Raw genomic sequence first — 13,388 nt, 5'->3', positions numbered from 1 at the left:
GTCACGCTCGCATAACATCGACTCTCGTGCCCGACGTCGTGACAGATTCATCAGCTGGTCCCCCCGTCCCCGCTCCACTGCGAGCCTCGGACGAACTTCGTGCTCAGGTACGAATTCCACGGCTGATCGCCATGGTGGCCGGCGTGCTCGGTGTGCTGTTCGCACTGATCACTCCGTTCGCCCCTGTCACGGAGACCACCGCCACCATTGCGTGGCCGCAGAACGGGCTCCTGCAGGACGTGGACGCCCCGCTGGTGTCCCAGGCACCGGTGAGCCTCGCTGCGACCCTGCCGTGCTCTGCTGTCGCCGCACTCCCCGCGTCGGGCGGGCTGCTGTTGGCGACGGCACCCCCACAGGGTGAAGGCGCTGCGCTGAACAGTTTGTTCGTGCGCGTCGGCGAGTCGAACGTCGACGTCCTCGATCGCAACGTCGTGGTCGCGACGGCACCTCGCGCCGACGTCCAGAGCACGCGCTGCGCGGCCATCGAAATCACCTCGAACGACCAGTACACCTCGGCCGCGTTCACCGGCCTGACGAACGACGACGGCCAGCCGCTGGAAGGCCGGCTCGACGGCGATCTGCGCCCCCAGGTCGTCGGCATCTTCAGCGATCTCAGCGGCGCGGCCCCCGCGGACATGTCCGTCACCGTCGACGTCGACTCCCGCTTCTCGTCGTCGCCGACGTTGCTCAAGTTGCTGATCATGATCCTGGCGATCGCCTGCACCGCGCTGGCCATCGGTGCACTCGGACGACTCGACGGCACCGATCGCCGCGCACACCGCCGCTTCTTCCCGTCCCACTGGTGGAAGTTCACCGGTGTCGACGTCACCGTCCTCGGTGTTCTGGTGGGGTGGCATTTCGTCGGAGCCAACACCTCCGACGACGGCTACCTGCTCACGATGGCCCGCGCCGCCGACCACTCCGGCTACATGGCCAACTACTTCCGCTGGTTCGGCGTGCCCGAAGCACCGTTCGGCTGGTACTACGACGTGCTCGCCGTCTTCGCCAAGATCTCGACCGCAAGCCCGTGGATGCGATTGCCCGCCCTCATCGCCGGAGTCCTGTGCTGGATGGTGATCAGCCGCGAGGTGGTTCCACGCCTCGGACGCGCAGTGCGCAAGTCCAACGTCGCGCTGTGGACCGGCGGACTGGTGTTCCTCGCCTTCTGGCTCCCGTACAACAACGGACTGCGCCCCGAACCGATCGTCGCCCTCGGCGCACTGCTCACCTGGTGCTCGGTGGAGCGGTCCATCGCCACCGGCAGGCTACTGCCGGCCGCCGCAGCCTGTCTCATCGGAGCCTTCACCCTCGCCGCCGCTCCCACCGGATTGATGTGTGTGGCAGCACTTCTCGCCGGCGCACGGCCCATCGCGCGGATCGTCGTCCGACGCCACCGTCAGGTCGGCACCCTCGCCCTGCTGGCACCATTGGCCGCCGCCGGTGTGCTCGTCCTCGTCGTGGTCTTCGCCGACCAGACGTACGCAACGGTCATCGAGTCCACCCGAGTTCGGACCATCATCGGCCCCAACGAGGCCTGGTACCAAGACTTCCTGCGGTACTACTACCTCTTCGTCCAGACCGTGGACGGCTCCGTCGCACGCCGCTTCGCGTTCCTGACGATGATCCTGTGCCTGTTCACGACGCTGTTCGTGCTACTGCGTCGTCGCCGCATCCCCGGCATCGCGAACGGCCCGGCCTGGCGTCTGCTCGGCGTCGTGCTCGGCACCATCTTCTTCATGATGTTCAACCCCACCAAGTGGACTCACCACTTCGGTTCCTACGCCGGCATCGCCGGTGGGCTCGCCGCCCTGACAGCGGTGGCCGTCTCGGCCAGCGCCCTGCGTTCGCGGCGCAACCGCTCACTGTTCGCCGCCGGGCTGATGTTCGTTCTCGCACTGTCGTTCTCGGGCATCAACGGCTACTGGTACGTCTCGAGCTACGGCGTGCCGTGGTTCGACAAGACGGTATCGCTGGGTGGCAACGAATCGGGCACCCTGTTCCTCATCCTCTTCGGACTGGTCCTCGCCGTCGCCGCCTTCCAATACCTGCGCGAGGGATACGCTCCGCCACAGCCGAAGCCGACGTCGGCGCGCGGTAAACGCATCCGAAAGTTCGCTGCCGCACCGCTGACCGTCATTGCTGGAATCATGGTGCTGTTCGAGGTGCTCTCGCTCGTCAAGGGTGCCGTCTCCCAGTACCCCGCCTACTCGCTCGCACGCTCGAATGTGCAATCGGTCCTGGGCAATTCGTGCGGCCTCGCCAACGATGTCCTCGTCGAGTCGAATCCCAACGCAGGAATACTCAACCCATTGCCGGGCGAGTTCGATGCCACCGCAGGACCGCTGGGCGGATCGAGCTCCACCCTGCGCAACTTCACCGCCAACGGCATTCCCAGTGACCTCAGCGCCGATGCCGTGGAAGTCAAACCAGGACAGGGCAATACCGACCAACAGGCCGTCGGACCCGCTTTCGAGGAAGGCCAGAGTTCCGGCACCGCAGGCGGTACCGGAGCCGTGGGCGTCAACGGCTCGAACGCAGCTCTTCCATTCGGCCTCGACCCCGCCACCACCCCGGTACTCGGCTCGTACCAGGAGGGCATCCAGGAACCCGCGTCGGCCACGTCGAGCTGGTACCAACTGCCCGCTCGTAGCGACGACGCACCCCTGGTCGTCTTGTCGGCAGCCGGACGCATCTGGTCGTACGACGACACCGGAGCACTCACCTACGGACAATCACTGCTGCTCGAATACGGCAAGCGTCAGCCCGACGGAACCGTCCAGGCCGAGGGCACCTACCTCCCCCGCGACATCGGACCCGCACCCTCGTGGCGCAACCTACGAATCCCGTTGGCGGACATAGCACCTGACGCCGACGCCGTCCGTATCGTCGCCAACGACCCCAACCTCACCGGCGACCAGTGGCTCGCGTTCACCCCGCCGCGAGTTCCGGTGATGGAAAACCTGAACACCATGATCGGCAGTGAACAGCCCGTGCTGCTCGACTGGGCCGTCGGACTGCAATTCCCGTGCCAACGGCCCTTCGACCACCGCTACGGCGTCGCCGAGGTACCCGGATACCGCATCCTCCCCGACCGCCCACTCGCCGTCAGCTCCACCGACACCTGGCAATCGGGCGAGAACGGCGGCCCACTGGGCTGGTCCGAACTGCTCGCCAAGCCCGTCACCGTCCCCACCTACCTGAAAAACGACTGGGCCAGGGACTGGGGATCGTTGGAGCGCTACGAGCAGTACTACCCGAGCGCCGTGCCCGCCGAACTCGAGACCGCCGACGTCACCCGATCGGGTTGGTACAAAGACGGACAACTGCGGGTATTTGAGGACTGATCACTCGCCCCCGCTCCTCGTCAACCCTCCCCCCTTTGGGATCAATGTCCCTTTGTTGTGCATTGCACTCTGACTGACTGAATCCCGCATTCATCCAGAAGGGGGTGGGTGCGTTGTCGGCCGAGCGGGGGCCTACCACTCATCCCTGACTATGTCCGGTGCGTAAGCCACGATTCGACGCCCTTGTGCACAACTCCGGCAGCCATCCACAGGGAAACCGCGAACGATGGTTTACGGCGTCGGAGTGTCGGTGTCGCGTCCGACAGTCGAGGCATGAAACGGGGAGCTTGGGCCACAGACTTATCGACACTCGAGGACGTCGCCGATCACGGCGTCGTGACAAGGGCGCAGTTGCGTGCAGCGCGCGTCGCGGACGGCACGGTAGCTGGTAGATGTGCTGCCGGCGGACCCTGGCAGCATTTGCTGCCGGGGGTGGTGCTGTTGTACAACGGCTACCCCTCTCACCAACAGCGGATGGCTGCGGCATTGGCGTATGGCGGGCCACACAGCATTCTCACTGGGAACGCGGCATTGAGCGTCCATGGTTTGGGGCCGAATCCACCCTCGAACGAAGTTCACATTCTGGTGCCCAACGAGATGCAACGGGCATCCGTCAAGTTCGTGCGATCCGAACGCACCTGGCGCATGCCCGAAGCGGCGTTCGAGCACGGTCCGCGCTGTGCTCCGGTAGCCCGGAGTGTCGTCGATGCGACCCGCGCGCTCCGCGGTCGATCTCAGTGCACGGCTTTGATTGCCGAGATCATCAGACGGGGTGCGGTATCACTGGAAGAGCTGGCAATCGAGTTGGCGGAGGGGCCGAGACGTTACAGCGCGTCGACCCGGCTGGCCATAGGGGACTTGCTCGGCAACGCCCACTCCGTCGCCGAGGCCGACGCTCAACGTCTCTACCGATCGAGCGGGCTCCCGCCGATGATTCACAACGCCCGCCTGTTCGCCGCCGACGGCACATTCCTCGGCAGTCCCGACGGCTTCCTCGACGAGGTCTGTTTCGGGTGGGAGATCGACTCACTCGCCCATCACCTGTCACCGATCGACCACGCGAAGACGATGACTCGTCGGGCGCTCATGCAGCGCCACGGTGCAATCGTTGTGTCACATCTGCCGCAGGACATCCGCGATGACCCACAGCGCGTGCTTGCGGACCTCCAGGCCGGCTATAACCAGGCCCTGGCCCGGCCCCGCCCGAACCTTATTGTTCGCCAGAACCCGATGCCCGTGGGATGAATGTCCCTTGCACTCACGTCAATTGCAAGAAAGTCGCATTCATTCGCTTCTGACTGCTGGAGACAGATGAATGAATGCGACTTCGTTGCAGTCTGAGTGACTGAAACCCACATTGATCCCAAAGGGAGCGAAGCGACCGGACCGAGACTGTGGCAGAACTAGATCGGGAGCAACGAGTGCTTACGCGGACTCTTGTGCACTTCCTTGTCTTTCAGGATGTGCAGGGCCTTGCGGATTTCGAGGCGCGTCTGCGACGGCTCGATGACGGCGTCGATGTAGCCACGCTCGGCCGCGATCCACGGGGTTGCGACATGCTCGTTGTAGAAGTTGATCAACTGCTTGCGCAGCGCCGGTGCGTTCTCGCCTGCCTCGGCGAGTTGCTTGCGACTCATGATGTTGATGGCACCCTCGGCACCCATGACGGCGATGCGGGCGGTCGGCCAGGCGAGGTTGATGTCGGATCCGAGCTGCTTCGAGCCCATCACCGCGTATCCGCCGCCGTACGACTTACGAATCACCACAGTCAGTTTCGGCACCGTCGCCTCGACGAACGAGAAGATGAAGCGGCCACCGCGATGGATGACGCCGAGAGTTTCCTGGTCCACGCCGGGCAGGAAGCCGGGTGTGTCCACGAGGAAGATGATCGGAATGTTGTAGGCATCGCTGAGGCGGATGAACCGGGCGGCTTTGTCCGCTGCCTTGGCGTCGAGCGCCCCGGACAGGTGCATCGGCTGATTGCCGACGATTCCCACCGGCCGACCGTCGACGCGCGCGAATCCGGTGATGACGTTCGGTGCAGTCTGGCCGGACAGTTCGTGGAATTCGCCGTCGTCGAAGATGCGCAGAATGATGTCGTGCATGTCGTAACCGGCATTGTCGGCGTCGGGCATGAACGAGTCGAGCTTGCGATCGGAATCGGTGATCTCCGGCTCGAGCCCCGGATTGATCACCGGCGACTCTTCCTGGCAGCTCGACGGCATGTAGCTCAGGTAGTTGCGGATCCACTCGAACGCGGCCTTCTCGTCGGCCGCCACGTGATGGACGTTGCCGTTGATGGCCTGGACGCGGGCACTACCGAGGTCGTCGAGGCTGACGTCCTCGCCGGTGACGGACTTGATGATGTCCGGACCGGTGACGAACATGTACGCCTCTTCGGTGGCGACGACGATGTCGGTGTTGATCGGCGCGTACACCGCACCACCGGCGCACTTACCGAGGATCAACGAGATCTGCGGGCACAGGCCGGACAGTGCTTCGTGGCGCCGACCCAGTTCGGCGTACCACGCGAGCGAGGTGACAGCGTCCTGCACGCGAGCGCCGCCGGAGTCGTTGATGCCGACGACCGGGCAACCCATCTTGATCGCGAAGTCCATGATGCCGGCGACCTTACGGCCGAACATCTCGCCGACGGTTCCGCCGAACACCGTCTGATCGTGCGAGAACACCGCGATCGGGCGGCCGTCGACGGTTCCGTGACCGGTGACGACACCGTCGCTGTACAGGGCGCCCGGATCGTTGGGTGCCTTCACCAGTGCGCCGATCTCGACAAAACTGCCGGGATCGAGCAACGAGTTGACGCGATCGCGAGCGCTGGGGATGCCCTTTTTGGCGCGCTTCGCGACCCCGATCTCGCCGGCCGGTTCCTTGGCCAGTTCGAGCCTCGCCCGTAGTTCGGCCAGCTTCTCGGCAGTGGTGGCACTCAAAATCTACGCTCCGGTTCTTGCAGACTCGATGTTCTCGAGCGTCTTCGACAGGTGGGCCGCAATTTTTCCAATGTACGGCTCGTCGACGACCGCGAGGTGATCGCCTCCGACGTACACGATCTCGAGGTCCTTCACCACCGGTCCCCAACCACCGTGCTCTTCCCGGGTGGCATACGCGGGCTCGAGCGCGATCGCGTCGTCGTGGTACTTGTCGGCCAGATACAGCGTCACGTGCCCGCCGTACTCCTTGAGCTCGGCCGTCTGGATCGCACGATTGTCGAGCCACGAGGTGCGCTGGTGCTCGATGATTCCGCCGGGAATCTTTGCGCCACTGAGCTTCACAAGATCGGTGATGATCCGAATCTGGCCCTCGTCGTCGGAGTCGACCAACTTGTCGTACGGGATCGGGTAATCGACGTTGTACGTCTTCTTGGCGAACTCCGCGTACCGCTCCCAGCGCTTGCGCACCTCGTCCTTGGTGTCAGGAATCTTGGTGCCGGGCATGACGGTATCGAGCAGACCGACGTAGGCGACCTCGATACCCTCTTCCTCCATCTGACGCGCCACCTCGTAGGCGAGGATGCCGCCGAGCGACCAACCGACGAACACGTACGGTCCCTCGGGCTGGATCGCCTTGATCAGCGGCACGTACTCCGCAGCACGCGTGGCGATGGGCCCCTCGACGCGCTCGAGCCCGTACATCGGCGTACCTGCCGGCAGCTTCCGCAGCAACGGCTCGTAGGCGACGGTGGAGCTGCCTGCCGAGTGGAACGCGAACACCGGTGTGGCGCTGGAACCTTCGGGGCGAGTGCGCAGATTGCGCACAACACCGTCGATCTCACCGTCTTCGAGGTGCGGGCGGACCTTGTCTGCGAGCTGCTCGATGGTTTCCGAGTCGAGGACGTCGTCGAAAGTAATCTCGCCGCCGGCCCGCTCGGTCAGACGAGCAGCCAACTTCTCGGCCGTCTCGTCGTCGAGGATCGGCAGGGTGTTGAAGATGCCCTTGGCCGATTCCTTCGTCACCACTGCCCACGTTGCGAACGTCATCCGCTCGGCATTGTCACGCGGCGGCACGTCGGAACCGGCGGCTTCGGCGAATGCTTCCTTGCCGCCGAGGTCGGTCTGCGCCGCGGCAGCAACAGCCGGGGCAGCCTTCTCGACGGGGGCGTCGGCGGCAGGGGCGTCGGCGGCGGGAGCATTGTCCTCGACGGGGGCAGTCTCGACGGGGGCGGTCTCGACCGAAGCCGGTGCAACGGCAGCCTGCTCGGCCGCCTTCTCGGCTGCCTGCTGGTCGGCCAATGCCTGCACCTCGTCGCGGTTCTCGATCGCGTAACGCAGGTACTTCTCCACCTCACGCAGGTTCGCGTCGCGCACGGCCTGCAATTGCACTGTGGGAATGTCGAATTCGTATTCCACGCGGTTCTTGATGCGGACGGCGCTGAGCGAATCGAGACCGAGTTCGATCAGCGGAACCTCGGGCGGCAGATCCTCGGGCGCGTAGCCCATGGACTCCGCCACGATGATGGCCAATCGGTCTTCGAGCTTCTGATTACCGTTCGGATCCCAACGGTCACCGAACGTCTCGACGACCTCCGGCAATTCCTCCATGGGCGACGAGGATCGCTCCTCCACCGCCACAACGGGTTCCGGACGCACGTCACCGGAGGTGACGACGGCCTCGTGCAGCAGGGTGAACGCCGAGCCCTCGTGCGCGTGCACCTGGACCGACGCGCCGCCGAGATGGGAGGTCAGTGTGGTGACGACCGTGCCCACCTTCGGCACTGCAGCATGGGAGACCGAAACACCGAGGGCCACATCGGAGAACACCTGCGACGCAGCAGCCGTGACGAGTGCGTCGAAACCGGTGACGGCCGAGGCCTGAACCTCCCAGACGTGGCGGCCGTCGGGCAGCGCGACGCGCGCTCCGGGCACCCGCGTGTTACCGCTGGAGCTGACCTGCGAGTTGAGCCAGAACTCCTTGCGCAGGTACGCAGTTCGCGGGATGGCGGCGTACGGGCCTGACTCGAACAGTGTGGCCAACTCCAGCGCGTGCCCGTGGACGTACAGCTGCGCCAGCGCGGCCAGGAACGTCTCGGCCTCGTCTTCTTTGCGTTTGAGCGTCGGGATCAACGTCGAGTCCGCGACGCCTGCAGCCCATGCGGTCGCGGCCACGGACATCAACGCCACCGGGTTGGGCGCGAGCTCGATGAACGTCGTATGCCCATCTCCCACAGCGACATTGACGGCTTGGGTGAACCAGACCGGATGGCGCATGCCCTTGGTCCAGTAGTCGACGCCATGGATCGCCGCATGCCCGACGCGATAGTGCGCCTCACGATCGACCGACGAGTAGACCCCGGCGGTGAGCTTGCCCGGTTCGATTCCGGCCAGTTCGGCAGCCAGCTCGCCGAGCAGCACATCGACTGCCGCGGTGTGGCCGGCTCCCTTGACGTCGAGCAGGCGGGCCATTTTTCCTGCGGCCTCGGCCATCTCGACGAGAGCCTCGACCTCGGCGCGCGGCCCACCGACCGTGGTGTGCGTCGGCGCGGCGTAGACGCAGGGCTCCACATGCGGGAACTGATCGGTGAGGGTCTTGACCTCGTCGGGGGTGTACTCCACCAGCGCCATAGCACCCTGCGAGGCAGCACCGAGGCCGTCTTGACCCTCGGCCAGCAGCCGTGAGCGGGCGTAGATGATGCGGACGGCGTCTTCGAGGTTGAGACCTCCGGCGACGTAGGCTGCCGCGACCTCGCCCATCGAGTGTCCGATGACGGCGGACGGCTCGGCACCGTGCGCGCGAAGTGTTGCGGCCAAGGCGATCTGGATGACGAAGATGGCGACCTGGGAGTTCTCGAACTCGTAGGTCTGCGAGTCGTCGAGGATGATCTCGCGGATGGAATAGCCGGCTTCGTCGACGAGTAGCTCGTCCACCTTGTCCACCTCGGCAGCGAACACGGCGTTGGTTCGGTACAGCCGCGATGCCATCTTGCGGTGTTGCGAGCCGAAGCCGGAGAACACCCACACCGCGCCGTTGGACGCGGGTGAATCCGCGGAGAACACGCCGGGGCCCGGCTTGCCGGCTGCGATGGCGCGAAGGCCGGCGATGGCCTCGGCTGTTGTGGATGCGAGAACCACTGCGCGCGAACGCCCGTGGTTGCGGCGAGCCAACGTGCGGCCCACGTCGACCAGAGGTGTCGTGCTGCCCTCTTCGGTCTCGAGCCAGTCGGCCAACTCCGATGCAGCCCGCTTGCGGCGCGACGGCAGAGCTGCGGACACAGCGAGAATCACTGTCTCCGGGCCGGTTTCAGTATCGGACACAGTGGTCTCGGCCAGGATGGTCTCGGCCTCGGCCACCGGATCGGTCGACTCGACCGCGGACACGATGGGCTCCGACACGACAGGCTCCGGATCGGCAACGATCGGCAGTTCGTCACCGGCCACATCGGTGAGGCCCTCGACGAGAGCGGCCTCCGGGTCGACGGCCGAAGCGTCGAACGCGCCGTCGGTCTCACCCGGGACGTACTCGCGCACGACAACGTGCGCGTTGGTGCCACCGAAGCCGAAGCCGGAGACGCCTGCGACGGCCTTGCCGGTGTAGCGCGGCCAGTCGGTGGCCTCCGGGATGACCTTCAGGTGTGCCTTGTCGAAGTCGATGTACGGGTTGGGGCCCACGTAGTTCAGCGACGCGGGCAGCTTGTTCGCCTGCATCGCGAGCACGACCTTGATCAAACCTGCTGCGCCCGCGGCAGATTCGAGGTGCCCGAAGTTGGTCTTCGCCGATCCCAGCAGGGCCGGCTTGTCGGCGTCGCGGCCTCGACCCACCACACGACCGAGCGCATCGGCCTCGATGGGATCGCCCAGGATGGTTCCGGTGCCGTGCGCTTCGATGTAGTCCACGCCCGACGGGTTGATGCCGGCGTCGCGGTACGCGAAGCGCAGTGCGTCGGCCTGCGCGTCCGGGTTCGGTGCGAGCAGTCCGTTCGAGCGGCCGTCCTGATTGATCGCAGATCCGGCGATGACGGCGAGTACCTGATCACCGTCACGCTCGGCGTCTTCGAGTCGCTTGAGGACGACGAGTCCGCCACCTTCGGAGCGGATCATGCCGTTGGCGTCGGACGAGAACGCCTTGATCTTGCCGTCGGGTGCCAGCACACCCGTCTGGCCGAAGCCCACGGTGATCGGCGGCGCGAGCAGCATGTTGACGCCACCCGCAACGGCGAGATCGGATTCGCCGGTACGCAGGCTGCGCACCGCCTGGTGCACGGCAACCAGGGAGGACGAGCAGGCGGTGTCGACGGCGATGGACGGCCCGCGGAAGTCGTAGAAGTACGACACCCGGTTGGCCACGATGGCCGTGGACGTGCCGGTGAGCGCATACGGGTGCACGGCCGGGTCGCTGACGGCGATGAGCTGGTAGTCGTTGGACGAGCTGCCGATGAAGACGCCCACCTGGCTGCCCTTGATCGAGCTGGCCGGAATGTGCGCGTGCTCCAACGCTTCCCACGTCAGTTCCAGTGCGAGCCGCTGCTGCGGATCGACGTTGACGACCTCGTTGGGCGACATCGCGAAGAACTCGGCGTCGAAGGTCTTCACGTCGTCGAGGTAACCGCCCTTGGTCACCGTCGCGGCGACGGCTGCGGCGATGACGGGATCGGACGTGAATTCCTGCCAACGGCCGTCGGGCAGATCGGTGATGCCGTCTCGACCCTCGATGAGGAGCGACCACATCTCTTCCGGAGTGTGCCCGGTGCCGGGGAAGCGAGAGGACAGGCCGACGATCGCGACGTCGTGCGCGTCGCCCGACTGTCCGCCGCTGGTGTAGAAGGCGTCGTCGACGGTGCCGACCGGCTCCTCGGGTTCGCCCTCGATGATGATCTTGGCCAGCGAGGCGATGGTGGGGTGCTGGTAGACGACGGTGGCAGTCAACGTGACCCCCACCAGCTCTTCGATCTCTCCACTCAGTGCGACGGCATCGCGAGAGGACAGACCGAATTCCTCCATCGGACGGTCGTCGGAGATGGCCGACGCCGGTTGCCCGGTCGCGTCCGCAACCCAGTTGCGTAGCCAATCCCGCAGTTGGGCGACCGTGAGGTCCGTCCCGTCCGCACTCTGAATCTTGTCTGTCTCTTGTTCAGCCATTACTCACCAAGCTATGTATCGAAGGAACGGGAGGCCCAGAGATCAGTCGGGCAGTTCGGCGTCCGGGAATGCCGTCTGCTGATATCCGCCGCGGAGCGTGCCCTCGATGTAGGCGGCCTTGCAGGCCCGCCGGGCGATCTTGCCGCTGGAGGTACGCGGAATGGAACCGGCAGGCACGAGGAGGACGTCGCGCACCGTGACGCCGTGGCGCGCGGACACCGCGGTGCGCACCTCGTCGGCAATCGGCTGCGGGTCGGCCTTGCCGGAGCCCGGAGCGCGTTCGGCGACGATGACGAGCTGTTCGGAGCTGTCGTCCGAGTCCTTCGTCAGGGCTGCGCCACTGAACTCGAACACGATGTCGGGGAGCTGATTGAGCGGGACGGCGAACGCCGCGACGAAGCCCGGCCGCAGAGCCTTGCTGGCTTCCTGGGCCGAGAACTCGAGGTCCTGCGGGTAGTGATTGCGGCCGTCGACGATGACGAGGTCCTTGACGCGACCGGTGATGTAGAGCTCGCCGTCGTGATAGACACCGAAGTCGCCGGTACGCATCCAGTTGCCACCCTCGGGAGCACCGTCTGCGTGCGAGCCTTCGGCGTTGCGGTGGACGAGCTTGTTGTGGAAGGTCTCGGTGGTCTCGGTCTCGCGACCCCAGTAGCCCTGACCGATGTTCTCGCCGTGCAACCAGATCTCGCCGACGTGCTCGTCGGCAACCTCGGTGGCGGTCTCGGAATCGACGATGGCGGCCCACTGGCTACGGGCGACCGTACCGGTGGACACCTGCGGGATGGCACCGGGTGCATCGGGGGCGACGACCACGAAGTTGCCCGCATTGAGCTCGACGCGGTCGACGTAGACGACCTTGGCCTCGTCGGCGTGCTTACTGGTCGAGACGAACAGCGTGGCCTCGGCCATGCCGTAGGACGGCTTGATGGCGGACTTCGGCAGACCGTAGGGGCCGAACGCGTCGTTGAACTTCTTCATCGACGACGTCGTGACGGGCTCGCTGCCGTTGATCAGACCGATGACGTTCGACAGATCCAGGCTCTCACCGTTCTTCGGGAGTCCGCGCTGGGCAGCGTGCTCGAACGCGAAGTTCGGTGCCGCGGCGAACGTGCCTGCGCCGTCGGAGACCGCAGCGAGTTCCTTGATCCAGCGCCACGGGCGCTGCACGAACGCACGCGGGCTCATGATGGTGATGTATTTGCCACCGAGCGCCGGGAGGATGACGGTGAGCAGACCCATGTCGTGGAACATCGGCAACCAGGTGACGCCACGCGAATCGTGGTTGATCTCCATGCTGTCCACCATCTGCAGCGCGTTGACGCCGACCGCACGGTGGGTGATCTCCACGCCGGCCGGGGTTCGGGTCGAGCCGGACGTGTACTGCAGGTAGGCGATGTCGTCGAGCGTTGCCGTCGGCTCGACCCATGTCTCGCCCACGCTGTCCGGGACGGCGTCGACTGCGATGATGCGGGGACGCTCTGCGGCCGGCAGCGCACGGAAGAACGCGCGCACACCCGCGGCCGAGTTGCCTGCGGTGAGGATGGCGCTGGGCTTGCAGTCACCGAGGACGGCGTGCAAACGGTCGGTGTGGCCGGGCTCGTCCGGGTCGAACAGCGGCACTGCGATGGTTCCCGCGTAGATCGCGCCGAAGAAGGCGACAACGTACTCGAGGCCCTGCGGAGCCAGAATTGCGACGCGGTCACCGGGCTGGGTGACCTGCTGGAGACGGGCCGCGACCGCCTTGAGTCGGGTTCCGAACTCGGCCCAGGTCAGCTCGTGCGCCTCGCCGTCACGCTCACGGGAGTAATCGACGAAGCGGTACGCCAGCGTGTCGGAATTCTCTTGAACGTTCACCTCGACGTGACGGACGAGCGTTTGCCCTTCACCGATGGTGATGTGGCCGTTCTCATCGATGAAATCATCGAAATTGTGGCTCATTACTTCAATCTCCTCC

Annotated in this window: 5 protein-coding genes; 2 read left to right on the top strand and 3 right to left on the bottom strand. The window is 65.5% G+C overall.

Annotated elements, in window-relative coordinates; genetic code table 11:
• Positions 1-26 precede the first annotated feature (26 nt).
• Together ACQR3T_RS11680 and ACQR3T_RS11675 are read left to right on the top strand one after the other, a co-directional pair.
• Positions 27-3,344: an arabinosyltransferase domain-containing protein gene (locus tag ACQR3T_RS11680; RefSeq protein ID WP_428693498.1), complete on the top strand. Its 3,318-nt coding sequence runs from the start codon at positions 27-29 to the stop codon at positions 3,342-3,344.
• Positions 3,345-3,617: 273 nt separating this feature from the next.
• Positions 3,618-4,589 carry a hypothetical protein gene (locus ACQR3T_RS11675; protein ID WP_428693497.1) on the top strand — a complete coding sequence of 324 codons (972 nt, stop codon included), beginning with the start codon at positions 3,618-3,620 and terminating at the stop codon, positions 4,587-4,589.
• Positions 4,590-4,747: 158 nt separating this feature from the next.
• Here ACQR3T_RS11675 and ACQR3T_RS11670 read toward each other — a convergent pair whose 3' ends face one another.
• From ACQR3T_RS11670 to fadD32, 3 genes are read right to left on the bottom strand one after another with little or no spacing between them, the layout of a single operon-like run.
• Entirely contained in the window at positions 4,748-6,292 is a 1,545-nt protein-coding gene (locus ACQR3T_RS11670) for an acyl-CoA carboxylase subunit beta (RefSeq protein WP_032381086.1), read from the bottom strand.
• A 3-nt stretch (positions 6,293-6,295) separates the two neighbouring features.
• Positions 6,296-11,431 (bottom strand): polyketide synthase Pks13, encoded by a 5,136-nt coding sequence (gene pks13 / locus ACQR3T_RS11665; RefSeq protein WP_428693496.1) that lies wholly within the window; start codon positions 11,429-11,431, stop codon positions 6,296-6,298.
• 42 nt (positions 11,432-11,473) lie between these two features.
• Positions 11,474-13,372, bottom strand: a complete 1,899-nt coding sequence (gene fadD32, locus ACQR3T_RS11660) for a long-chain-fatty-acid--AMP ligase FadD32 (RefSeq protein ID WP_032381084.1) — start codon at positions 13,370-13,372, stop codon at positions 11,474-11,476.
• Between the last annotated feature and the right edge of the window lie 16 nt (positions 13,373-13,388).

Origin of the sequence: Rhodococcus sp. IEGM1428 (assembly GCF_050321865.1) — a bacterium.
In the GTDB taxonomy this organism is placed as follows: domain Bacteria; phylum Actinomycetota; class Actinomycetes; order Mycobacteriales; family Mycobacteriaceae; genus Rhodococcoides.
This window is presented reverse-complemented; position numbering and strand designations above follow the sequence as displayed.